At 48.3% G+C, this 21,797-nt stretch carries 25 protein-coding genes; 19 read left to right on the forward strand and 6 right to left on the reverse strand.

All coding sequences use genetic code 11. The annotated features are described in order from the left end of the window. Nucleotides 1–96: 96 nt before the first annotated feature. The gene (locus IEY46_RS00355) at nucleotides 97–1,098 is read right to left on the reverse strand and encodes an NAD(P)/FAD-dependent oxidoreductase (protein WP_188988050.1); all 1,002 of its coding nucleotides are present in this window, start codon (nucleotides 1,096–1,098) and stop codon (nucleotides 97–99) included. Nucleotides 1,099–1,404: 306 nt separating this feature from the next. Here IEY46_RS00355 and IEY46_RS00360 point away from each other — a divergent pair, with 306 nt between their 5' ends. From IEY46_RS00360 to IEY46_RS00380, 5 genes are all read left to right on the forward strand, one after another. Further along, complete coding sequence (locus tag IEY46_RS00360) at nucleotides 1,405–2,175, forward strand: AraC family transcriptional regulator (RefSeq protein ID WP_188988052.1); 771 nt, start codon at nucleotides 1,405–1,407, stop codon at nucleotides 2,173–2,175. Between the two features lie 49 nt (nucleotides 2,176–2,224). Next, nucleotides 2,225–2,353: a hypothetical protein gene (locus tag IEY46_RS36710; RefSeq protein ID WP_268239475.1), complete on the forward strand. Its 129-nt coding sequence runs from the start codon at nucleotides 2,225–2,227 to the stop codon at nucleotides 2,351–2,353. A 104-nt stretch (nucleotides 2,354–2,457) separates the two neighbouring features. Further along, the gene (locus tag IEY46_RS00365) at nucleotides 2,458–3,048 is read left to right on the forward strand and encodes a TetR/AcrR family transcriptional regulator (protein WP_188988054.1); all 591 of its coding nucleotides are present in this window, start codon (nucleotides 2,458–2,460) and stop codon (nucleotides 3,046–3,048) included. 393 nt (nucleotides 3,049–3,441) lie between these two features. Continuing rightward, nucleotides 3,442–4,176 (forward strand): SDR family NAD(P)-dependent oxidoreductase, encoded by a 735-nt coding sequence (locus IEY46_RS00370; protein WP_188988055.1) that lies wholly within the window; start codon nucleotides 3,442–3,444, stop codon nucleotides 4,174–4,176. Nucleotides 4,177–5,068: 892 nt separating this feature from the next. Beyond that, complete coding sequence (locus IEY46_RS00380) at nucleotides 5,069–5,392, forward strand: hypothetical protein (protein ID WP_229749966.1); 324 nt, start codon at nucleotides 5,069–5,071, stop codon at nucleotides 5,390–5,392. Here IEY46_RS00380 and IEY46_RS00385 read toward each other — a convergent pair. Continuing rightward, nucleotides 5,350–5,943: a TetR/AcrR family transcriptional regulator gene (locus tag IEY46_RS00385; protein ID WP_188988061.1), complete on the reverse strand. Its 594-nt coding sequence runs from the start codon at nucleotides 5,941–5,943 to the stop codon at nucleotides 5,350–5,352. The genes IEY46_RS00380 and IEY46_RS00385 overlap by 43 nt on opposite strands. Nucleotides 5,944–6,088: 145 nt before the next feature. On the opposite strand from IEY46_RS00385, the gene IEY46_RS00390 reads away from it, so the two are divergent. From IEY46_RS00390 to IEY46_RS36715, 3 genes are all read left to right on the forward strand, one after another. Further along, nucleotides 6,089–6,796, forward strand: coding sequence for an SDR family NAD(P)-dependent oxidoreductase (locus tag IEY46_RS00390; protein ID WP_188988063.1), 708 nt, complete (start codon nucleotides 6,089–6,091; stop codon nucleotides 6,794–6,796). A 16-nt stretch (nucleotides 6,797–6,812) separates the two neighbouring features. After that, nucleotides 6,813–7,526 carry an SDR family NAD(P)-dependent oxidoreductase gene (locus IEY46_RS00395; RefSeq protein WP_188991537.1) on the forward strand — a complete coding sequence of 238 codons (714 nt, stop codon included), beginning with the start codon at nucleotides 6,813–6,815 and terminating at the stop codon, nucleotides 7,524–7,526. 360 nt (nucleotides 7,527–7,886) lie between these two features. After that, nucleotides 7,887–8,009 carry a hypothetical protein gene (locus tag IEY46_RS36715; protein WP_268239476.1) on the forward strand — a complete coding sequence of 41 codons (123 nt, stop codon included), beginning with the start codon at nucleotides 7,887–7,889 and terminating at the stop codon, nucleotides 8,007–8,009. 24 nt (nucleotides 8,010–8,033) lie between these two features. Here IEY46_RS36715 and IEY46_RS00400 read toward each other — a convergent pair whose 3' ends face one another. Further along, nucleotides 8,034–9,293, reverse strand: coding sequence for a BaiN/RdsA family NAD(P)/FAD-dependent oxidoreductase (locus tag IEY46_RS00400; protein WP_188988065.1), 1,260 nt, complete (start codon nucleotides 9,291–9,293; stop codon nucleotides 8,034–8,036). Nucleotides 9,294–9,566: 273 nt separating this feature from the next. On the opposite strand from IEY46_RS00400, the gene IEY46_RS00405 reads away from it, so the two are divergent. From IEY46_RS00405 to nadE, 5 genes are all read left to right on the forward strand, one after another. Beyond that, the gene (locus tag IEY46_RS00405; RefSeq protein ID WP_229749967.1) at nucleotides 9,567–11,225 is read left to right on the forward strand and encodes an ATP-binding protein; all 1,659 of its coding nucleotides are present in this window, start codon (nucleotides 9,567–9,569) and stop codon (nucleotides 11,223–11,225) included. A 7-nt stretch (nucleotides 11,226–11,232) separates the two neighbouring features. Next, entirely contained in the window at nucleotides 11,233–11,985 is a 753-nt protein-coding gene (locus tag IEY46_RS00410) for a hypothetical protein (RefSeq protein WP_188988069.1), read from the forward strand. Continuing rightward, nucleotides 11,945–12,082: a hypothetical protein gene (locus IEY46_RS00415; protein ID WP_188988071.1), complete on the forward strand. Its 138-nt coding sequence runs from the start codon at nucleotides 11,945–11,947 to the stop codon at nucleotides 12,080–12,082. The genes IEY46_RS00410 and IEY46_RS00415 overlap by 41 nt, the downstream gene beginning before the upstream one ends. 127 nt (nucleotides 12,083–12,209) lie before the next feature. After that, nucleotides 12,210–12,644, forward strand: a complete 435-nt coding sequence (locus tag IEY46_RS00420; RefSeq protein ID WP_188988073.1) for a BrxA/BrxB family bacilliredoxin — start codon at nucleotides 12,210–12,212, stop codon at nucleotides 12,642–12,644. A gap of 12 nt (nucleotides 12,645–12,656) precedes the next feature. Further along, on the forward strand, nucleotides 12,657–13,466 hold the full coding sequence (nadE, locus tag IEY46_RS00425) for an NAD(+) synthase (protein ID WP_188988075.1): 810 nt from the start codon (nucleotides 12,657–12,659) through the stop codon (nucleotides 13,464–13,466). Between the two features lie 84 nt (nucleotides 13,467–13,550). Here the strand turns inward: nadE and IEY46_RS00430 are convergent, their stop codons facing one another. Continuing rightward, nucleotides 13,551–14,525, reverse strand: coding sequence for a helix-turn-helix transcriptional regulator (locus IEY46_RS00430; RefSeq protein WP_188988077.1), 975 nt, complete (start codon nucleotides 14,523–14,525; stop codon nucleotides 13,551–13,553). A gap of 252 nt (nucleotides 14,526–14,777) precedes the next feature. Here IEY46_RS00430 and modA point away from each other — a divergent pair, with 252 nt between their 5' ends. From modA to acpS, 3 genes are read left to right on the forward strand one after another with little or no spacing between them, the layout of a single operon-like run. Then, complete coding sequence (gene modA, locus IEY46_RS00435; protein ID WP_188991538.1) at nucleotides 14,778–15,587, forward strand: molybdate ABC transporter substrate-binding protein; 810 nt, start codon at nucleotides 14,778–14,780, stop codon at nucleotides 15,585–15,587. 55 nt (nucleotides 15,588–15,642) lie between these two features. Then, a complete protein-coding gene (gene modB, locus IEY46_RS00440; RefSeq protein WP_188988079.1) occupies nucleotides 15,643–16,305 on the forward strand; it encodes a molybdate ABC transporter permease subunit in 663 nt (220 codons plus the stop codon). A gap of 23 nt (nucleotides 16,306–16,328) precedes the next feature. Beyond that, nucleotides 16,329–16,724 carry a holo-ACP synthase gene (gene acpS / locus IEY46_RS00445; protein ID WP_188988081.1) on the forward strand — a complete coding sequence of 132 codons (396 nt, stop codon included), beginning with the start codon at nucleotides 16,329–16,331 and terminating at the stop codon, nucleotides 16,722–16,724. Nucleotides 16,725–16,949: 225 nt separating this feature from the next. Here acpS and IEY46_RS00450 read toward each other — a convergent pair whose 3' ends face one another. Beyond that, nucleotides 16,950–17,297, reverse strand: a complete 348-nt coding sequence (locus IEY46_RS00450; protein WP_229749968.1) for a c-type cytochrome — start codon at nucleotides 17,295–17,297, stop codon at nucleotides 16,950–16,952. Nucleotides 17,298–17,475: 178 nt separating this feature from the next. Between IEY46_RS00450 and IEY46_RS00455 the strand changes: the two genes are divergently transcribed. From IEY46_RS00455 to IEY46_RS00465, 3 genes are read left to right on the forward strand one after another with little or no spacing between them, the layout of a single operon-like run. Beyond that, complete coding sequence (locus tag IEY46_RS00455) at nucleotides 17,476–18,330, forward strand: AraC family transcriptional regulator (protein ID WP_188988083.1); 855 nt, start codon at nucleotides 17,476–17,478, stop codon at nucleotides 18,328–18,330. A gap of 1 nt (nucleotide 18,331) precedes the next feature. Then, entirely contained in the window at nucleotides 18,332–19,783 is a 1,452-nt protein-coding gene (gene mutY / locus IEY46_RS00460) for an A/G-specific adenine glycosylase (RefSeq protein WP_188988085.1), read from the forward strand. A 58-nt stretch (nucleotides 19,784–19,841) separates the two neighbouring features. Next, complete coding sequence (locus IEY46_RS00465) at nucleotides 19,842–20,474, forward strand: bifunctional 4-hydroxy-2-oxoglutarate aldolase/2-dehydro-3-deoxy-phosphogluconate aldolase (protein WP_188988087.1); 633 nt, start codon at nucleotides 19,842–19,844, stop codon at nucleotides 20,472–20,474. A 348-nt stretch (nucleotides 20,475–20,822) separates the two neighbouring features. Here IEY46_RS00465 and IEY46_RS00470 read toward each other — a convergent pair whose 3' ends face one another. Then, nucleotides 20,823–21,539, reverse strand: a complete 717-nt coding sequence (locus IEY46_RS00470) for a type 2 periplasmic-binding domain-containing protein (RefSeq protein ID WP_229749969.1) — start codon at nucleotides 21,537–21,539, stop codon at nucleotides 20,823–20,825. Between the last annotated feature and the right edge of the window lie 258 nt (nucleotides 21,540–21,797).

A 21,797-nucleotide genomic window follows, 5' to 3' on the forward strand; every position in this document is an offset into this window, starting at 1 on the left:
TTAGTGGCAGTTGTCACTTTTAATTGTAGAGGCAGCCCGTCAATAGTGCGATTGGTAATCATACGATTTTTTGAGTGATTCTTTGATTTATTGAAATTAAAGCTTCATATTGCTGCTGTGCCCGGGAGACAGACGCGCATCCGGATCGAAGTAAACCTTTGCGTTGTTTATGGCTGTAGGCGCTTCGCCAAATCCGACGGCAATTAGCTTCACTTTGCCTGCATATGTGGTAATATCTCCTGCTGCAAAAATGCCGGGAACACTGGTCTCCATCCGGGAGTCGACAACGATGGAATTGTTCTCAATCGCTATGCCCCATTGAGAGATTGGACCAAGTGATGAGATAAACCCGAAGTTCACGATAACTTCATCGACTTCGAGTTCCTGCGTTTCATTTGTCTTAATAGAAGTCAGGTTTACCTTCGTGATACGATCTTCACCTTGAAGCCCGGATATTTCTGTTGGTGTAATCATGTTTACTTTAGAAGCGAGGAGCCTCTCGACGCTGTGCTCATGGGCGCGGAGTTTGTCTCGGCGATGAACGAGGATGACTTGCTCGGCAATCGGCTCCAGCATCAGGGCCCAATCTACCGCGGAATCGCCGCCCCCGCTAATAAGCACCCGTTTCCCTTGGAAACGGGCGAGGTCGCTGACGAAATAATGAAGGTTGCTATGTTCGAATTTGTCGGCGTTATCCACTTCCAATCGGCGGGGCTCGAAGGCGCCTACGCCAGCGGTAATAATAATTGCTTTGGCGCGATGTACATCTTTATCCGTTGTAACGACAAAGTGGCGTTCGTCGACCTTCTCCACCGATTGCACCTTTTCTTCCAGACGAATATCCGTATCAAACAACTTCATTTGCAGGGCAAGGTTGTTCACCAGATCCTGCGCTGTTACCTTGGGAAAACCGGCTACATCATAGATATATTTCTCCGGATACAGCGCAGCCAGTTGACCGCCAAGCTGAGGCATACTTTCGATTAGTTTCACAGTGGCTTGGCGCATCCCGCCATAGAAAGCGGCGAACATTCCTGCCGGACCGCCGCCGATAATGAGTAGATCCGTCATGTTGTTGTCTTGTTGCATGGTTGTCATATGGTGTAAACCTCCATAAAATTGGTGCTTGGCTCTCAAATAAAAACGTTTTCTGGTACATACATTTGATCAATGATACCGTTACCTGTTTTCTAAGGTAGATGCGTCGCCTCCGCTATTGTTTTTTACATTATACGAAGGGTAATACAAGGGGACAATGTGATCATGTCAACTTCTGTTTGTCAATTTGTCAGGTTTTACAGACATTTATGATTGTAATAGAATCGGATCTGCAATACGATTGATAATCATACGATTTTTTGAGTGATTCTTTGATTTTAAATCTGATCAATGGGGGGATAAGGGATGCGCATCGATTTTGTCTTGCTTCACCAAGCAGCTTATGGAGGATGGGAGGTGCCGCTTGGCCCTACCAATCAGCATATTTTGTTCCTCGTTACAAAAGGAGCGGTGATCTACGAAATTGAGGGGAAGACGCTTCAAATCGGCCAAGGCGAAGGACTGTTTATGCCGAAAGGAACGCTTCGTACTTCCACGGCGATTCCAGGTGATCCGCATGTCATGTATGCCGCATACTTCAGTGACGTACCTTGGGAAGAGCTTGCCCCCTTTCTTAATGAACCGTACAAATGGTTTCGACCCCATAGTTATGACTATCTCAAGCAGCGTTTCTCCATGCTGCACGAATGCTGGGTCGGCAAAATGCAAGGTTATGATTTGATAACTCGCGGCATCTTGATGGAGATGATGGGTATCGTGCAGCGAGATTTGTTCGCCGGCAGCCGCCCATCCTCGCGAAGGAGCCTTGTCCTGCAGATGCAGGAATACATCATTCGGCATTATTGCGAACAACTGCAAATTAGCGATCTGGCGAATTATGTGGACCGTTCGCCTACCTATGTGTCCACTGTATTCAAGCAGGTCACGAACCGATCTCCGATAACTTACATGCATGAAGTGCGCATTGCCGCGGCACGTGATCTGCTTATGACGACCAACATGACGATCGGAGAAATTGCCGAGACGCTTGGTTATTGCGATCAGACGTACTTCAACCACATGTACAAAAAAATCGTTGGTCATCCACCCTCCTATACGCTGAAGCTTCAGAATTAGATATGCTTTAAATAAGAGAGAACTTGAAATCGAAAATGGAGACGTTATCATGAACGGTTGGATCCAGGCAGGCGAGCCCGATCGATTTCGCGATGTCCGGCTGCTGAAAGACAAAGGTCCACCATTTCAGGCGACCAAACGGAGGGCAGCAGATTGGGTTAATTCCATTTGCCTGTAAAGGCCAGGATCGCCAAAAGGCAAGTGCGACAAATTTCAAGCTGTTCATGCTACACGAAAAAAGCAATTGTTGACTACATGGTAAAAAACTGATAATATCGCACCATGAGCAGACCAAGAGAATTCAATGTCGATCGTGCGCTTCATCAGTCCTTGGAGGTATTCTGGACGAAAGGCTTCAAATCAACTACTTTTGAGGATTTGACCCGCACGACAAAAGTGAAAAAACAAAGTTTATATTGCGTGTTCAAGAACAAGCGGGATTTGTTCCTGAAAGCATTGGTACTTTATCGCGAAGAACGCATATCAATTCTGGAAGAGATGGCCTCCCGGGAGATGTCACCTTTGGAGAAACTGGAGACCATCTTTGATTACTCGCAGTATCAGAATAAAGAAACGTGCCGTGGCTGCTTTATGGTCAATTCCGCACTGGAATTCGGGAACGATGACCAGGAAGTCTGCCGCGAAGTATCGTTGATGTTCGATCAGATCGAAAGTATTCTTGAGAAGATCATTCGTGAAGGCCAGGAGCAAGGTCTGGTTACGAAGTGTCAGAGCAGTAAAGAACTCGCCGCTTACCTAAATAACGCGCTTAGCGGGATGCGTTTTATGGAGAAGGCTGGCGCCTCCAATGAGCAGATCAATGCTATATTGCATACATCATTTGCACTGATCAAAGCGGAGAACGCTCGCTAGAGTCAGTTGATCAGTGCAAAGGTTGCCCCCAATTAGCAGGCGAAAAGCGATAAAATAAGCCGCCGCGATGGCGATTTCTCATGGAAATCTTTTCCATTATAAGCGGCAATATCGCCTTTCGGATTAGTAACCGAATAAGTTTCTTTTGCTCGTTAGAACGATCGACATAGGCAGTAGCTGAGTTGGTTCTGTTTCATTTTTTTTAGGCAATTCTTGACCTTGTAGTCAATAATAGAGTTGATAAAGGAGGTGCTAAACTTAGGTGTCATTCGAAAGCAAATCGGGGAATTTTCATTCATTGCTTTCTGATTATTTTTTTTATCATTTTCTTGACTTGATAGTCAATAATAATTCAACACAAAAAATACATGAATTCTAAAAAGGAGAGTAATCATGGGAAAACTTGATGGAAAAGTTGCAGTAATAACGGGTGGATCAAGCGGCATGGCGTTCGCCAGCGCCAAACTGTTTGTTGAAGAAGGCGCCTATGTTTACATTACGGGCCGCAGACAAGAAGCACTGGACCAGGCCGTCGAGCAGATTGGCCGGAACGTGACCGGCGTGCGGGGCGATGCATCTGACCTGGACGATCTGGATCGTTTGTTCGATACAGTCAAGCGGGAAAAAGGCAAGATCGACGTGCTGTTCGCAAGTGCCGGAACGGCGGAACCCGCCAAGCTTGGCGAGATTACGGAAAAGCAGTTCGATACGACCTTCGGTCTGAACGCACGGGGCACACTTTTCACGGTACAAAAGGCGTTGCCGCTGTTCAACGATGGCGGATCAATCCTCATGACCGGGTCAATCGCTTCGATTAAGGGCTGGTCTGATTACAGCGTATATTCAGCGAGCAAGGCTGCACTGCATTCATTCGCACGTACGTGGCTCAACGAGCTGAAGGACAGAAAAATCCGGGTGAACGTGCTGAGTCCGGGGCAGATCCAGACACCAATCCAGGAGCAGTTGTTCGACGCGGAGACGAAAAGGCAGTTTGAATCCTTGATTCCGCGTGGCGAGATTGGCCGACCAGAGGAGATTGCAACAGTGGCCTTGTTTCTTGCTTCGGACGACTCGAGCTATGTGAATGGGGTGGAGTTGTCTGTCGACGGTGGTACCTCGGCAATCTAAAATCGTACCGGGGCAAACTGCAAAATAACGGAATTTAGTCGAATCCTGTGTCCTTCTTTATTGATCGAGAACTTTTTACACATAGAGTGACGCAAGCATCCAAAAAAGAGAGGTCGACTGTGGAGCGAATTCAACGATCCGCTACAACTGGGGGTTAATTATTTTTAAAAAAAGAAAGAAGCCTGTAAGACGACAAGAACATACACGCATTATTAGCCGCGTAACTGCGGCTTTTTTTGTTTTAACGATATATGTTCTTGTCAAAACCCGACGACAAGAACATTTATGGTTAGCTGTAATTGATATAGATTATCAATTACGCATTAGTCGGCCCTCATGGCGGCGAAAATGGATGCTCCGGAAGAAATGTCGAGGAACAAACCTTCGTTCTTAGCGACTTGAAGAGCGATTTCTAACGCTTCTCCATTTTCGACTGGAGCAATCTTTTCATTAATAGTACGATTCAACTTTTCTAGAATGAGTTTAGTGTCTAAAATCAGTATTCCGCGGATGAGTAACTCGCTTTAATCGAAAAATTCAAATGTGGTTAGCTTGGCCTTATAGCGGCTGCACATAAATATGGGATCTCCAAAAAAACTTTAGTGAAGTATCGATGCCGTTTTGTATTTCCGCCGGTGCTAATAGAAATTGTAAGAAGCATAAAGATACTGATCCAGCCGGATTGTGAGCTGCTAGCAACAGAGTGATAGATTCGGGGCAGAGAGGAGGGATATTAGAGTTTTTCAATTTGTATAAAGTATAAAAAAGGAAGCAGCTCATTTTTTAAGCTGCTTCTTTTTAATTGGATTATGTCGATATCCAAAAGGGTATTCTTAGGGGAACGGAAGAGCTTTAAGAGCTTTATGAAGATTACCGTGAAAAGGTAGGAACCATGTCAAAGGTAGTGGGAGGTATATGTACCATTGACTCTGTATGCCCGACTAAAATGGCTTATGTCGGATGTGGGGCAAAAGTTCCGCGTCCGGAATTTAAAGACGAAATAGCCGCCTTTTATAATTGGGCGGACGAGATTGAAAAACGATTTGAGCAGTTGGGTCTACTCCTTGAAGCAAAGAAAATGAAGATCGCAAAAAATAGAGCTAAAAACGAACTTAAGGAGATCCAACTGATAGAGAAATCTCAAAGGGATGAGACATATGAGCTGGAATGGCTTCAAGCAATCCCGTTTTTTTGCAATAAGTTTAATACATTATGAAAGTGAATAACACTCAGTTGATCAACAATTTCTGTAATTTGCAACTCTTTGGAATGTGTAATCCACATACATATGGCACCAACTAAACCAGAAATCATATATTCTAACGCAACATCCATCTTGTATTCGGAAGTGTATTTTTCAAGTCCAGCAAGCATCAGACCTTTTAATGATTCTTTTAAGTGGTTGGCGAAATTAGGATAACCGTTTTCACTCAGCATTGCTTTATAAAATTCGATGTCAGCTTCAATAACTTTGAAGGTCTCCGTTAAGATAGATGTAAACAGCTCTTCACTCATTTCATCGATATCTATAATTTCTATATTAATGCAAACGTTTAACTGATCAAGGCTGTCTTTACATAAGCTTTCCATCAAATCAATTTTATCAATATAGTGTAGATAAAATGTGTTTCGGTTTATCATCGCTTCATCAGAAATATCTTGAATCGTAATACGATCATAGCCTTTTGTTCGAATTAAAGTGAGAAATGCATCTTTAATGGCTTTTCTTGTTTTCAACACTCGAAGATCCGTTTTCCCTTTTTTCATATTTTATAACTCCCTCAAAGATAATAGTCAATAATGTTCATAGTGACTATTATTTATCATCGCGTTAATTATTGACCATGGAACACATTAATTATACGTATTATGATTAATTAAGTCAAAACATACGAATAAAGGAGAATGAAGAATGAAAACATTAGCAATTTTTGGTGCCGGTAAAGGCTTAGGTTTATCACTTGCAAAATGCTTTGGTAAGGATGGGTTCCGTGTAGCATTAGTAGCTCGTAACGCAGTGAAGCTACAAGAAATGGTCGATGAATTAACAGCAATGGGTATCGAATCTGCTTACTTCACAGCAGATGTTTATTCAAAAGAGCAAATCGAAGCAGCCACATTAGCGATTAAAGAAAAGTTTGGTCAAATCGACGTATTAGAAGTAAGCCCAGTACCAGGTAACTTCCCACCAACTTCAGTATTGAACTTAACAATTGAAAATGCTCGTGATTCTTTCGAAGGTTACGCAGCAGCTTCAATAAATATCGTTAACTCATTGTTACCAGAAATGTTAGAGCGTAAAGACGGTGCATTATTATTCACAACAGGCTTCTCAGCATTACACCCAATGGCGATGATGGGCAACATTGGTGTGGGTATCGCTGGTTTACGTAACTATGTAGCCAACTTAAATACAGAATTACAAGACAAAGGCATTTGGGTTGGCCACCGTTCATTAGCATTATTCATTACAGAGCCAGGCGACGGTAAAGTAAGTGATCCAGAAATCATTGCAGATATGTGGTATAACGCTTATTCAACAAAAGACGTATGGGAGCAAGAATATCCAAAAGGGGTTACTGCGGAAGCATTACTTGCATTCCATGCAAGCAACAATTAAAAATGGAGGATTACACATGAAAACATTAGCAATTTTTGGCGCTGGTAAAGGCTTAGGTTTATCAATAGCAAAACGCTTTGGTAAGGAAGGTTTCCGTGTCGCATTAGTAGCGCGTAACGCAGTGAAGCTACAAGAAATGGTCGATGAGTTAACGGCAATGGGTATCGAATCTGCTTACTTTACAGCAGATATTTATTCAAAAGAACAAATTGAGCGCGCAGTTACAGAAATCAAAAATAAATATGGGCAAATTGATGTGATGGAACTGAGTCCTACTGCTGGAAACTATCCACCAATGTCAGTGTTAGACCTAACAATTGAAAATGCACGTGACGCATTTGAAGGTATTGCAGCAAGTGCAATTAATATTGTCAATGCAATTTTACCAGAAATGTTAGAGCGTAAAGATGGCGCGTTATTATTCACAACAGGCTTCTCAGCATTACAACCAATGACAATGATGGGGAATATGGGCATAGGTATGGCGGGGTTACGAAACTATATTGCCAACTTACACACGGAATTACAGGATAAAGGCATTTATGTTGGTCACCGTTCAATTGCTCTAGCCATTTCTGAACCAGGTACGGGAACAGTAAGTGATCCGAATGTGATTGCAGATATGTGGTATGAAACTTACTCAGAAAAAGCTATTTGGGAACAAGAGTATCCTAAAGGGGCTACTTTAGAGTCATTACTTGCATTCCATGCACAAAACTACGAACAATAAAATAATGTTGATGAAACGCAGTGACTCTTTCTAACGAGTAGATGTTTCAAAAATAGCGAATTACATCTAACCCCTTATTGGTCGATAGCAACGAATACAATCGTCACTTGTCAAATCCTCTAAGGGGAATGAATAAACGCCAATAATACTTATGAACTTTTCAAATCGAGGCAGTTCTTCTAACAAAAAAACATTGGTATATAAGGGGTTTCTGCGATTTACTAAATATGTACAAAATGTGAAATTCATGCAGTAGCTATGCAAGGCGTTAAAGCTTTAACGCGTTACACTTTTAATTATTCAAGAACCAGACTTTCTTCTATAGACAGCAGCGGTAGACGTTATTTGACAAAGGAGCTTATGCTCATTGAGAATCTGCAGTGGTCATCTTCGGGCATCTGCCTGATGGCCGTTATTCGCGACGAAAAGAGGCGGCTCCTTCCTGGCATTGAAGAAAGCCTGATGGTATCCGTAAAGGCCTGAACAGGAAAAACCTGCTTGGGCCTTTTATGTTCGGGCAGCGGCATTCAGTCCTGCCGTATAGCCTGTGGAGAAAGCCGCGGTAATATTATAACCTCCGGTATACCCGTGAATATCAAGAATTTCGCCGCAAAAATACAATCCCTTCATGAGCCTGGATTCCATTGTTTTGGGATCGATTTCCTTTAAGTTGATTCCGCCGCCTGTGACAAACGCCTCCTCAATGGACAACGTTCCATAAACTCTCATCGGAAAATGCTTGATCAGCGCCGACAGATTCAGCCAATCCTGTTTGGGGATATTGTCATAGGTAAGGCTGTCGGGCAATCCTGCTTTTTGGAGCAGCAGCGGGATCATCCTTTCAGGCAGATAACCTTTGAGCACGTTTTTAACCGACTTTTTCGACTCCAGCTCCGCAAGCTTCAGCGACTCCCGGTACACATCCTCCTTGCTTTTGTCCGGCAGCAGATCGATGGCTGCTTCAATGTTACCGGTACCGAACTGCTTCAATGCTTTCACGACAAACTGACTGCAGCGCAATGCAATAGGGCCGGAAATGCCGAAATGGGTGAACAGCAGATCGCCCTGATGCTCGATCAGTTTCTTTCCTTTGGGAGTCCATACGGAAAGCGCGACATTCCGCAGCGATAGCCCCTGCAGCTCTTTGCTCTGAATGAAGGGTTCATTGGAAGTAAGGGGCACCTCTGTAGGAAACAACTCGGTAATCGTATGTCCGGCCTGTTCCGCCCAGGCGTATCCATCCCCAGTCGAGCCCGTCTGAGGCACGGATTTGCCTCCCGAGGCGACAATGATGCTTTTGCCGTGCACCAGCGGGCCCGATTTCAGACGCACACCGGCCACTCTGCCGTCCTCATATATGATCCGGTCGATTGGAGAATGGAGCCGGATTTCCACACCCTGCCTGCGAATTTGATTAATCAGCGTGTCGACGACCGTTTTGGCCTTGTCGCCGACGGGGAACATGCGCCCGTTGTCTTCTTCTTTCAAAGAGATTCCAAGATCCTCAAAGAAAGCGATAATATCCTTATTGTTGAAGTTAGCGAAGGAACTATGAAGAAACCGTCCATTCCCCGGGATATGTTTAATCAGCTCGTCGGTTTCTTTATTATTGGTAACGTTGCATCTGCCGCCGCCGGATATGCCGAGCTTGCGCCCCAGCTTCTCCCCTTTGTCGAGCAATAGCACTTTCGCCCCATTCCTGCTTGCGGCTATGCTGGCCATGAGTCCCGCGGAACCGCCGCCAATTATGATCACATCGTATTTCATCAGCCAAAACTCCCGAATTGATATATTTCTTTCATTTTATCATTTATGCCTATAAGAATAAATCGATCTTGGTTTATCCAATATACAAAAGGCTCCGAAGTGTAGCCTGACTCCCAATTATTAACAATTAATGGAAGTTTCCCTGTCTGAGTCTTTAGATCGATGATTGTAAATTTGATGGACCTATGTTTTAATCGGATTGAATGGGAATAATTAGACGGAATTAATGGGATAAAGATGGGGGGGAGATAAGATATTTGGAAGCAAATGCTCATGCAGTTTATTGTCGCGTTGTTACCCGTATTAGCCTTCCAGACATGGAGTGAGCATCTCAAGCAAAAAAGAAGCTTCTCCATATTTATTGTGTTAACCTGCGGCGTATCGATCCTGCTGGAATCTGTGGCTATGGCAAGCTTCCAAGGATTCGAACTCAATATTCGGTCCGTTCCTTTATTAATAGGTTCCCTGTATGGGGGAAGCCTTACAGCGGGGGCTTTGACTGTTATGTTTGCGCTGTCATACATACCGGATAGCGGATGGGGGGCGGGAATTGGACTGGCCGGGCTCATCATTGTCCTTATCACCGTACTGGTGGCATCCATTAAACCCTTCCAACGCGCATCGATTAAAGGCAAACATATAATTGCATTTTTGCTGGTTACGGGTTTGTTTCTACTGGACTTCATGAGCAGCAAACTGGATTCTTTTAATCATCCCTATTTATACGGAAGTATTTGGACAAATGGGTGGTATTATGTATTTAATCTTGGCACGCTGCTGATCGGCATCCATCTGATGGAAAAAGTGAATAAACGCCAAAGCAATTTGCAGGAGCTTCAAAATGTATCAAAAGAGCTTCGAACGGAAGCTCATATGCTGCATCAGTTAACAGAAGAAACGAAATTCGGTGTCATTCTTGTCCTTGACAATGGGATCATCATGCACATCAACAAACAGGCCATGCTTTATCTGCAGCCTCAGGCTCCGGCCGATGGCCCAGTGGATTTGATCGGCCAACCTTATTCATGCTTGCCTGAACAGCAGGAGCATAATCAGTTGAGTCAGCTAATCGCCCAGGCCCTTCAGGGCCAAACGATGGCCCTTGAGAATATTCAGGAAAATGGGAAAATATATGTGATAAAAGGGATTTGCATGCTTGACCGGCAAACAGGCAGAGTTATCGGAGCGGCAGTTATGATTCACGATATAACGGAGATGAGCCGATTGCGTGATGAAGTGGGCCGACTGGAACGGCTCAGTCTGGTTGGTCAAATGGCTGCCAGTATTACACATGAGATTCGCAATCCGATGGCTGTCATTCGCGGCTTCGTCCAGCTGATGCGCGAGCGCAGTCCCGAGCATCAACAGGAGTATTACCGTATCGTGATGGATGAGCTTGACCGGGCCAACAGCATCATCAATGATTTTCTGTCGCTGGCGCAGAATCAGATCATCGAGAAGGAGAGCTGCTCGCTTCATGACCTGATTAGTGAAATGCTCCCCCTGCTGTGGGCGGATGCGAATTTGCGAGGTCAGTCCATCGAACTGGAGCTGGCCGAGCAAATGCCGGAGCTTATGCTCAATGTGAAGGAAATGAAACAGGTTATCCTGAATCTGGTCCGCAACGGCATGGAGGCGATGGATCAGAAGGGGATGCTTGTCATCCGTACGCTTGTGAGCGACGGAAAGGTGATGCTCTTTGTAATCGACAATGGCTGCGGTATTTCGCAGGAAAAGCAGGACCGGCTGTTTGAGCCTTTCTATACAACCAAGCCTCGCGGGACCGGACTTGGCTTGCCTCTTTGCCTGAGCATCGTGGAACGTCACGGAGGACAGATCATAGTCGAATCGGAAGAAGGCGAGGGTACGCGATTTGTCGTCATCTTCGAAATAGAGCAAAAAATAAACGAGGCTGCAGCGGCAGCGGAATAAGGAGCGTATGATGCCGGAACTGGTTTCAATCGGAGGAGCTCGGCTGGATGGCGTGCTGCTGACATATATCCTGTCGGCTGCTGCAGGCTTCGGAGCATTATGGATATGGCTGAAGAAAAGGCCGGATGTTCAAGACCGGTTTAGTCTGGATCTGTTAATCAATGCGGCTTTGATTGCCCTGCTGGTATGGAAGCTGGCCTTTATCGTCAGAGATCCCCAGGCTGTCTGGCATTCTCCGGCATCCCTAATACTTGTAAGGGGAAGCAGTACGGATGCCTTGTTTGGATTGTTTGCCGCTATAATCTATCTGCTGATTGCCTTACGTCTTCGCAAACTTCCCTGGCGGAGGCTGATGGATGTGGCCCCATTTGCAGTTCTGCCGGGCTGCGTGCTTTGGAACGGACTGTCGGATTTCCCTTACCGGCTGATCTATGCCATACTCCTGCTTGTTGTATATGGTTATATGCTGCGCGTAGCGGCTGTTTCGGGAAGCGGAGAATCCGCAAGAACGGCAATGCTGGGAGCAGGCATCGGCGGATTGGCAGTCAGCCTGTTCGCTCCTTACCCGCCGGGTACTTTCCCCGAATTGACAGGGGGATTAAGCGCCCTGCAATGGTGTTTTGTCCTGATGGGGGCGGCAGGCGCACTCCTGCGAAGTCATACTGGGATAGGTTCCCTGTCCGGGGAGCATACTAGCATCAACAAAGGAGGTGCTGGCGATGAGCGGTCAGGACAAGAAACAGGCGCAGGAGAGCATTGAGCAGCAAAAGCAGCGGAAGCAGCAAGCCGGTACTAAAGCGCCGGAATCGGCGGGTTATGATAAAAAACTGGACGGCCCGAACAGGCCTTCGACTTGAATCGTCTCTTCCCCTGCAGGGGGCGTCGCCATCAAGCAATCGGGCATAGCCGGTTGCTTTTTCTTTTGCTTTCAATTTCAGTCAGCGTTATAATAGTAGAAAATGATCTCATTAGGAGTGATTACAAATGTCAATGTCTTTTGAACGATATATGCTTGATATGGTTCAGCCGATGCGCGATGAGCTTACACGTCTTGGAATCGAGGAGCTTCGTACGCCAGAGGATGTAGAAGCCAAGCTTCCGGATGCCAAAGGCACATCGCTTGTTGTGATTAATTCCGTTTGCGGCTGCGCAGCCGGACAATGCCGTCCAGGCGTAGCCCAAGCGCTGCAAAATGAATTGATTCCGGATCATCTGTATACCGTATTTGCCGGGCAGGATAAAGAAGCAACGGCCAAAGCACGTGAGTATTTCGCTCCTTACCCGCCTTCGTCTCCTTCCATTGCCGTCATGAAAGACGGAGAGCTGGTTCATTTTATCGAACGACATCAAATCGAGAATCGTTCGGCAAACGACATTGCGGCGGAACTGACTTCCGCTTTCGAACGTTTTTGCAACTAAAGAGGTGATCAAATGAGCATGCAGCAGGAAATAATCAGGAAGCTCGGCGTGAAGCCGGAAATTGATGTCCAGGAAGAAATACGCAAGCGGGTTGATTTCCTGAAAGACTATGTGCTCAAGTCTGGCACGACAGGGCTGCTTATTGCAATCAGCGGCGGCATCGACAGCGCCGTTGCGGCAGGACTCTGCAAGCTGGCGACCGACGAGCTGTCCAAGGAAAGCGGCAAGGACTATATGACGCTTGGTGTTTTCCAGCCATACGGAGAACAGGTGGATATCGCCCACAGCTACGAAGTGGCGGACGCTTTCAATCTGAAGCATCGGATTGAAACCAATATAGAGGAAGCGGTCAACGAGATCGCTCTTGAAGTCGAGCATGGTTTGAAATCCATTGGCATGTCCCGCCATCTCAGCCGCGGCGGAAAAGGCAATGTTAAGGCACGTACCCGAATGGTTGCGCAATATGCATTGGCTTTTGAGCTTAATCTGCTGGTTGTCGGAACGGATCATGCATCGGAAGCGATTACCGGTTTTTATACCAAATGGGGAGACGGGGCCGTTGACATTACGCCTCTTTCCACACTAAACAAACGGCAGGTGCGCCAGTTGGCAGCAGCTCTGGGCGTTCCCGAAAGCGTACAGGGCAAAGCCCCTACCGCCGGACTATGGGAAGGCCAAACGGATGAGGGCGAGCTGGGCATCACCTACGATGAGAACAGCGCTTATCTCGAAGGCAAGACGGTAAGTGATGCGGCAAGCGGGAAATTGGAACGCCAGTACCTCAAAACCGCCCATAAACGCGAACCGATCCCAGGTATCTAAATAATCTGATGCTCACAAAAAGAGTCTCCAAAGCCACAGCAACGTGGTTTCGGAGACTCTTTTATTTCCATTGTTGCGTTAGAGTCAAGCCTGATAGAGTATCGTGCCGGTTCTTGATAAGTCATAGCCTCCGATGGAGCGAAGCTCTTCGCGAAAGGAATCTGATCCCAGCAGACGCATTAGCGGAACAATCCATTCCTGATTATCCGGCACATTCATAAGAACCAGATCGTAATCCTCCTGAATGAGCGGAATGAAATCGATCCCAACGATTGAAGCGGCCTTCTCGATGCCGATCCCCACATCCGCCAATCCCAGCGATATCCGCCCTGCGACTCCAAGATGACTGCTGACTTCATTACGGTACCCTTCCACTGCGGTGCTCCGCAAACCATGGATTCTGAGCTGTTCATCCAGCAGCACACGGGCTCCCGAGCCGCGTTCGCGATTGACCATCGTCACGCCGGACTGACCCAGATCCGTCCAGTTGAGAAGCTGCTTTGGATTGCCTTTGGCCACATAGAGCCCCGCCGGCCGGGACAGCAGATGGACAACGATGATAGGAAAGCCGACAAGGATTTTACGGATATAGGGAATATTGTAGGTGCCGGTATCCCCATCAAGCAGGTGGGTACTGACGATATGGGACTTGCCCTGATACATGGCAATCAGGCTGTCCAGACTGCCCGCATGGGAACGGAGCGTTCGGATACCGCCAATCAGGCTCTGCAGATGAGTAGCCAGAATATCAAGACAGGGGTCCTGCCCGGTTATGACCAGTGCCTGAGGTCCAGGAGCTTCATCCCTGACAGTCCCCGCCTCTGGACGGAAGCCGCCCCAGGCATCCGGGATTCCTCCGTTTGGACGGGCGGAAGACCGCTGGGAGCTGTCTTTGGCATGCTGTTTATAGGCTTCGAAATCAACGGCGTCGATCCGCATCTGTTTGCCGACGCGGTAGGCAGGCAGATCGCCTTTCTTTATTAGATCATAGACTGTGAGCTTGGAGATGCGGAGAAGCTTCGCGATTTCTTCTGTCGTATAGGAATGGGTGGGGTCCATAAATTACCGCCTTTGAAGGTCAGGTTAGAGAATATGGTTTCAAGTATAGCATAGCTGGATGGATGAATGGATAGGATGCGAGTATGTAATAAAGAATAAGTTTTCTTTCCCATTTTTCTATATTTAATTTATACTAAACATATCTAATTATAACTCATTATAATAATAGTGGGTTCATCACTGGGGGTTATCAAGATTAAAACATATCGGAAACGATCCGCCGGAGCACTGCTCATCCTGAGCATCGCCCTGATGTTGAGCGGCTGCGGCGGAGCTGCCGGAAGCTCCCCGTCAAAGCAAGAGCAGCAACCTGCTAATAGGGAATCGGGCAAGAGCGGTACTGACGCTGCGGGTAAAGCTGCCGGTACGGACAGCAAAACGGAGATCCTCATTTCGGCAGCTGCCAGCCTGAAGGATGCGCTCACCGACCTGGAAGGGAAATTCGAAGGGGATCATGAGCATATAGACTTGACCTTCAATTTTGCGGCATCCGGTACGCTGCAGAAGCAGATCGAGCAGGGTGCGCCTGCAGATCTGTTCTTCTCCGCTGGTGAGAAGCAGATGGAGACACTGAGCGATAAGAAGCTGGTTGGGGCAAGCGAGGTCATTTTAAAAAATGCGCTTGTTCTCATCGTTCCCAGGGAGGGAGTGGCAGTGCCCTCCGGGTTGAAGTCATTATCCGAGGATATCTATACGAAAATCGCTTTAGGCGAACCGGAAACGGTGCCGGCAGGCCAGTACGCCAAGCAGGCGTTGACGAAGGGCGGCATATGGGATATAGTGCAATCCAAGATCGTATTTGCCAAGGATGTGCGTCAGGTACTCACCTATGTGGAAACGGGAAATACCGATGCGGGGCTTGTTTATCAGACGGATGCCCAGGGTTCGGATAAAATTAAGATCGCGCTGACCGTTCCGGAGGACGCGCATGATCCGATTCTTTATCCTGCGGCTGTGGTGGCGGGTTCCAGGCATCTAAGCGAGGCGGAGGAAGTGTTGGCTTATTTAAAAGGTGAGGAAGCCAAGAAGGTTTTCCAAAATTACGGTTTTCTTATTCCTTAATTTGCTGCCTGTATGAATCATCATCAACGACGGATGTGCAAAGGAAACTCATAGCATGGATTGGAATGCTTTCATCTCTCCTGTTCTTCTGTCTGTTCAAATATCGTTTACAGCAAGCCTGGTCGTATTTGTGCTCGCGGCAGGAGCCGCGCATCGGATGGCAGGCGCGCGTTTTCGCGGCAGGAGCGCCGTAGAGACGCTCCTGCTGCTGCCGCTTGTTCTGCCTCCTACGGTAGTGGGCTTTATTTTGCTGGTATTGCTCGGGCGTCGCAGCTGGATCGGACAAGGCTTCGAGTGGCTGTTTCATCAGCCGATCGTCTTCACTTGGGGAGCCGGCGTTATTGCCGCTATTGTTGTTGCGTTCCCGCTTGCTTACCGCACGATGCTGGTCGGATTCGAATCGGTGGACCGCAGCCTGAAGGATGCCGCGCGGTCGGCGGGAGCGGGGGAATGGCAGGTTTTTCGTTATATCACGATGCCGCTCGCCTCCCGCTCGCTCAGCGCCGGCTATATCCTCGGTTTTGCCCGGGCGCTGGGTGAATTCGGGGCTACGCTGATGATTGCCGGCAATATTCCCGGCCGCACGCAGACGCTGCCTACCGCCATCTATATGGCGGTAGATTCCGGGAACCAGATATGGGTCTGGAGCTGGGCGATCGTGATGATTGCCCTGTCCTTCGGGATGCTGTTATGGGCAAACCGTTATTCAGGCGCCTAAAGCCAAAAAAAGGGGGACCCATCATGATTGTCGGTATCGGGCATGATTTGACACCGCTTGAACGGATGAAAGAACTGCTGGAAGGAAAGTCCGGGATTCGTTTTCAGGAACGGATTCTGACCCCTAATGAGCTTAAAGCCGCTGCGGAAATGGGCGGCCCGCGGCTCGTGGAATTCACAGCCGGGCGTTTCGCAGCCAAGGAAGCGGTATCCAAAGCTTTCGGCTGCGGGATTGGCCACATGCTCGCCTTTTCGGATATCGAAATCGGCCGCGATGAGCGGGGAAAGCCGCTTTGCCGGCTGTCAGAGAAAGGTTGGGAAAGGCTGGGATATTGTGCTCGCGAGATGGTCATACATGTGACTATCACGCATGACAAATCCCTGGCATCGGCTTTTGTCGTGGTAGAGCGTGTTCAGTGAGGCAAATGGACTTAATGAGTGACAGAACGAACTTGACTTCCTGCGCAATGGAGGTTAAATTTATTACTCATGCAAAATACAAACAACCCGCGCTCGTCCAAAAGATGAGCGCGGGCTGGCCGATATTTGATCATTAAAGTTTTATGGAATTAGAACAAATCGGGACAAACTGTGTGAAGAACCTGTGCAATTGAGCGGGTTCTTTTCTGTTTTTAGCGGCCATTGTCATTTTTTACCGCTGAGCCAAGCAGCAAGCCCTTCGATCTCTTCGGCGGACAGACGTGATTCGAACGCCGGCATGCTATCGCCGCCTGTTCTAATTTGTTCGGCGATTTGCTCTTTGGAAAGCCGTTTGCCGACAAGCTGCAGGTTCGTATCCGGACCCATCTTGCCTTGCAGCTCGGTACCATGGCAGGAAATGCAATTGTTGCGGGCAATTTTTACAACCTCGGTGGGGCCGTCTAGCTCGGAAGAAGAGCTGCCGCAGGCACTGATCACCACAATGAACAGTGTGGTCAGGAATAATGCCAGAAACATCCGTAATAGGCGAAGCCAGTAGGGTTGTGCGATCACATCGAATCCTCCGCATGCTCGGAATGAACATGTTCTTCAGGTGTTTCCTCCAGTATAGATGGTCCGGGACGGCCTTTGCAAACCTTACATAGGTTGTCGTATCCTTTTAATCTGTTAGTACGTATAATATGAGTTGGAGTGAATGAAAGTTTTCATTATATGATGATTGGAGCACAACATGAAACCTACCTACAAGACGATCATCCGAAACTATTTTCAACGCTTTCATGCGGAGGTCACGATGGCAGCTTTTTCGTATGCAAGGCCGGGAATGAAGGTAGAAAGACTTCCTGAATTTTACCGTTTGTGGTACATAAAAGAAGGTGAAGGACTACTCAGTACGGGAGATCAACAGTATGAGCTGCGTGCCGGTCAGATTTATTTGCTGCCCCCGGGCGCTGAGCTTTCATTGAATCCTGCCGCACAACCTGCGGTCGGCTTGTATTGGTGCCATTTTCATGCAACGAGAGGGGATACGCAGCTTTTCGAACTGCTTCGGCTTCCCTTTTGCGTGGAGTCCGTCCATAGAGAGAGAATTATAGCAAGCTTTGAAAGCCTGATTCATGCTTTTCATTCCTCATCCCTGTCGAGCGATCTGCGGGTACGGGCGGGGATGCTTGAGATTATCGCTTTTTATTTGGACTATTGCGAGCTGCAGGACGAGATTCTGAGGCGCGTTGATTCGCTCCAAATTATACATCGTGTGTTAGAATATATAGATGGACATCTGGCAGGCAATATAGGGGTGGAGGAACTGGCCAAGCTGGCTTATTTGCACCCGAATTACTTCATCAGTTTCTTCAAAAATGCCGTCGGCTTCTCTCCTATTCAATACGTCAACAAACGGCGCATGGAGGAAGCCAGGAAGCTCCTGGAACAAACGGACCGTGCAGTGAATGAGGTTGCCGGGCAGGTGGGGCTGCAAAATCACTATTTATCCCGCTTGTTCAAACAATACATGGGTCTTTCGCCTTCGCATTACAGGCGGATATACCGGTCATCGCATCATCTGCTGGAGGAAGGGGATCAATGATATGAATACGGAAGCAGCAGCCTATTTCAGCCGCGAGCTGCTGGGCTGGTACCGAGAAAACAAGCGCATTCTGCCATGGCGGATGAACCGCGATCCTTACCGGATCTGGGTATCGGAAGTGATGCTGCAGCAGACCCGGGTGGATACGGTAATCCCGTATTACGAACGATTCATGGAGAAATTCCCCACTGCGGCCGCTCTCGCCGAAGCCCCGGAGGAGGAAGTTCTCAAAGCTTGGGAAGGACTCGGTTATTATTCACGCGCCCGCAATCTTCAAGCGGGTGCAAGTGAAGTGCTCGAACGCCATGGGGGCGTGGTTCCGGATAACAAGGATGCGGTGTCGTCGCTTCGGGGTGTAGGGCCTTACACGGCAGGGGCCATTATGAGCATTGCGTTCAACAGGCCGGAACCGGCAGTGGACGGCAATGTAATGCGTGTGCTGTCGCGTTTTTTCTGTCTGGAGGACGATATTGCCAAACCCTCGACCCGGGTCAAAATCGAGAAGCTGGCGCAGTCTCTTATTCCCGAAGGCGCGGCAGGCGACTTTAATCAGGCGCTGATGGAGCTTGGAGCGCTTGTCTGTACACCGAAATCGCCGGGATGTCTGACCTGCCCGGTGATGGCGCACTGCGAAGGGCGGATGGCAGGCAAAGAGCATGTGCTGCCGATCAAGACCAAAGCCAAACCGCCGCGGCCGGAAACGAGACTTGCCGCATTGATTGTCGGCAGCGGAGAGCATGCCGGCAAGGTACTGGTGCGACAGCGCCAGAGCAGCGGGCTGCTTGCACGGATGTGGGAGCTGCCGCATGTGATGGGGCCAACGGAGCCATTCGGCAGCGCTGCAAGATCCAAAGGCCGCGGGCGGCGGAAATCCATCGCGGCCGCGGGTACGGAGGTCAGCGGTGAAAGTCTGTTGACGGCAGACAGTACTGCGGCCGCCGCAGAAGGCACAGAGCCGCCATTCCTGCAAACCACGCAGCAGCAGGGGATTGCCCCCGGCGGTGGCGGACTCGTGGCAGGCGGAGCGGGAACCATCGGCGCTGATGCCGATAGACAAACGGCTCATGCAGCTCACGTGGACATGCTTTGCCGGGAGTTGTTTGCGCAGGACGGATTGCTGGTCCGGCCAACCGGATGGTGGGGCGAGGCAGAGCATGTGTTCAGCCATATCGTCTGGGACGTCCAGGTGTACCGGGCGGAGTTCGGTTATTGGCTGGCTGAAGAATCAGCGCTTGAGAAGCCGGATTATGGCGGCAGCGCGGTAAATGGAGACAGCCAGCTTGCGGCCGAGTCAGGAGTTTCCTATGAGACCGGAAATGCTGAGGAAGGCGCCGCAACTCCGCCACAATACCGCTGGATCGGACTGGAGCAGATGCGCGAGCTTGCGTTTCCCAATGTTTTTCTGCGTTTGCTTCGGGATTACTGGGAAACCGCGGATGGATTCACGGATTAAGCAGCTGAATATAAGCAGGATTGGTGCAACGTAACCACAATGGAAATGGGGAGTGTACATGAGTCAGATGTTGGACACGCTGATGCAGGAGAAAATTGTAGCTATCTTTCGCAATATCGAGGACCGATACGCCGATCAGGCGGCTGAAGCCCTCCTTGCAGGCGGGATTACCCTTATGGAAATCACGATGAATACCAAAGGCGCACCGGCGATGATCAGCCGCTGGCGCGATAAATACGGGGATCAGGCCGGTATTGGCGCAGGGACGGTTTTGGACCTGCAGATGGCCAAAGAAGCCGTTGCTGCCGGCGCCCAGTTTCTGATATCTCCGAATCTGGATGAAGCGGTTATCGAATACGGAATCCGCAGCGGTGTATCCGTATGGCCGGGTGTAATGACGCCGACAGAGATCGTGAAAGCCTGGAAAGCCGGGGCGGAAGCGGTCAAGGTCTTCCCGATGGGGACATTGGGGTGGAAATACCTGGCGGAGATTAAAGCGCCGCTCGACAAAATACCGATGATGGCTACAGGAGGCGTCGACTTGGATAATATCGGCGACTATTTCAAAGCGGGCGCTTGTGCGGTAGGTATGGGAAGCAAGCTTGTTAATATGGAATGGGTACGGGAAGGACGCTTCGATCTATTGACGGAGCGGGCCCGCAAATTTGCGGATGCGGTTAAATCACTGTAGACGGTGAAAAGATGGAAATAGCTATCATTTAGCGCGGCGCTTGCCGCGCTTTTTTTTACATGCCCGAATGATAAGCTTTTCTGCTATATGCCTCAGCTCCGTGTCTCAGTTCCGAAACTGAATTCTGAAAAAATGGTCCCTTTTATAAAGGAAACCTTAACTGGACAAAAAGAAGCCTGCGGCAATATCCGCAGGCCCAAGAGAGAATATATAATAAAGGGGGGTCATGTCTTTATTATAGGCGGATAAGATGAAACGAACATGAAGGAAATATTACAATTATATTACAAACACATCCGGGTTCAGTCGCAACTAGAAAGCGACAGGTTCCGGATTACACATCCAGGTTCAGTCGCAACTAGAAAGCGACAGGTTCCGGATTAACACATCCGGGTTCTGTCGCAGAAAGGCAGCGGCGGCAGGTTTGTCCCATTCAGACCCGATATCGGCGTCTCCGGTTATAAAACGGGCGAACATCTGATTAGCATAGTCGCTTATCGACTTCTTCAGATCGGCCAATTGGTTGGCCTGCTCCTCCGTGAAGAACAGCTGCGGCACTACACTGGAAATATCGGGGGCATGCGGTTCATATTTCTGAGTCTCTGTGTACAGGATACCTTCAAAATCGTTGGCGGGATCTAGCACGGCCTGACCCAAGCGGAATTCCGATGTTTCGAGAATTGGGGCAGTCTGATCCCAAAATCTGTTCTGCACTGCGGCATGATAAGGGATTAAAGCCTGCCATACAGCGGGTTCTCCGTTAATTCCCTTCAAATTAGCTTCCGGTTTCTTCCAATCTACGCCTTCAATGCCATATTTCTGCCTCATGAACACTTCGTAATTATAGAAGGCATCCGCCCAGCGAAAAGCCACTTCCGGATTTTTACTATGGTTGGTGATGACAAGTTTTCCGCTCGTGGTAAAAAAGGGGCTCATAGCGGCGACCTGGGTTCCATCCGGTCCTTGTAACGGAGGCACGGCAAGATAGTCTTTCCATCGTCCGCTCTCCCCGCCAATTTGGGTGAACTGTCCCATATACAACCCCGGCGCCGCACCCAGAATCATTGTCGGATCTTCACCCATTCGTATTAATTGATCGTTATCCTGAGTAACAGCTCAATAGTTTTTTCAGAAAGATTGAAACGCTATGCTTAAAATAGAAGCCATGAAAAAGTTCATCGAGAGACTTGCTCAATTTTCGCTGAATGAATATCAGTGGAACCTCTGCGACGGTTTTGGATAAGCAATTGTTGTTGTGCCAGACTATACTGATCGCGTGATTGGATAATAAAAATGCAGCTCTTTCCTCACTAGAGGGAGGGC

The sequence above is a fragment of the Paenibacillus nasutitermitis genome (assembly GCF_014641075.1).
Lineage (GTDB): Bacteria > Bacillota > Bacilli > Paenibacillales > Paenibacillaceae > Paenibacillus_Z > Paenibacillus_Z nasutitermitis.

Coding starts and splice junctions, on each gene's coding strand:
- IEY46_RS36710 (WP_268239475.1), top strand. CDS start 2,225: ATGAACGGTTGGATCCAGGCAGGCGAGCCCGATCGATTTCGCGATGTC.
- acpS (WP_188988081.1), top strand. CDS start 16,329: ATGATTGTCGGTATCGGGCATGATTTGACACCGCTTGAACGGATGAAA.
- IEY46_RS00390 (WP_188988063.1), top strand. CDS start 6,089: ATGAAAACATTAGCAATTTTTGGTGCCGGTAAAGGCTTAGGTTTATCA.
- IEY46_RS00400 (WP_188988065.1), bottom strand. CDS start 9,293: ATGAAATACGATGTGATCATAATTGGCGGCGGTTCCGCGGGACTCATG.
- mutY (WP_188988085.1), top strand. CDS start 18,332: ATGAATACGGAAGCAGCAGCCTATTTCAGCCGCGAGCTGCTGGGCTGG.
- modB (WP_188988079.1), top strand. CDS start 15,643: ATGGATTGGAATGCTTTCATCTCTCCTGTTCTTCTGTCTGTTCAAATA.
- IEY46_RS00455 (WP_188988083.1), top strand. CDS start 17,476: ATGAAACCTACCTACAAGACGATCATCCGAAACTATTTTCAACGCTTT.
- IEY46_RS00405 (WP_229749967.1), top strand. CDS start 9,567: ATGCAGTTTATTGTCGCGTTGTTACCCGTATTAGCCTTCCAGACATGG.
- IEY46_RS00380 (WP_229749966.1), top strand. CDS start 5,069: ATGTCAAAGGTAGTGGGAGGTATATGTACCATTGACTCTGTATGCCCG.
- IEY46_RS00415 (WP_188988071.1), top strand. CDS start 11,945: ATGAGCGGTCAGGACAAGAAACAGGCGCAGGAGAGCATTGAGCAGCAA.
- IEY46_RS00365 (WP_188988054.1), top strand. CDS start 2,458: ATGAGCAGACCAAGAGAATTCAATGTCGATCGTGCGCTTCATCAGTCC.
- IEY46_RS00470 (WP_229749969.1), bottom strand. CDS start 21,539: ATGATTCTGGGTGCGGCGCCGGGGTTGTATATGGGACAGTTCACCCAA.
- IEY46_RS00410 (WP_188988069.1), top strand. CDS start 11,233: ATGATGCCGGAACTGGTTTCAATCGGAGGAGCTCGGCTGGATGGCGTG.
- modA (WP_188991538.1), top strand. CDS start 14,778: ATGTTGAGCGGCTGCGGCGGAGCTGCCGGAAGCTCCCCGTCAAAGCAA.
- nadE (WP_188988075.1), top strand. CDS start 12,657: ATGAGCATGCAGCAGGAAATAATCAGGAAGCTCGGCGTGAAGCCGGAA.
- IEY46_RS00385 (WP_188988061.1), bottom strand. CDS start 5,943: ATGAAAAAAGGGAAAACGGATCTTCGAGTGTTGAAAACAAGAAAAGCC.
- IEY46_RS00465 (WP_188988087.1), top strand. CDS start 19,842: ATGAGTCAGATGTTGGACACGCTGATGCAGGAGAAAATTGTAGCTATC.
- IEY46_RS00370 (WP_188988055.1), top strand. CDS start 3,442: ATGGGAAAACTTGATGGAAAAGTTGCAGTAATAACGGGTGGATCAAGC.
- IEY46_RS00420 (WP_188988073.1), top strand. CDS start 12,210: ATGTCAATGTCTTTTGAACGATATATGCTTGATATGGTTCAGCCGATG.
- IEY46_RS00360 (WP_188988052.1), top strand. CDS start 1,405: ATGCGCATCGATTTTGTCTTGCTTCACCAAGCAGCTTATGGAGGATGG.
- IEY46_RS00395 (WP_188991537.1), top strand. CDS start 6,813: ATGAAAACATTAGCAATTTTTGGCGCTGGTAAAGGCTTAGGTTTATCA.
- IEY46_RS00430 (WP_188988077.1), bottom strand. CDS start 14,525: ATGGACCCCACCCATTCCTATACGACAGAAGAAATCGCGAAGCTTCTC.
- IEY46_RS00355 (WP_188988050.1), bottom strand. CDS start 1,098: ATGACAACCATGCAACAAGACAACAACATGACGGATCTACTCATTATC.
- IEY46_RS36715 (WP_268239476.1), top strand. CDS start 7,887: ATGCTCATTGAGAATCTGCAGTGGTCATCTTCGGGCATCTGCCTGATG.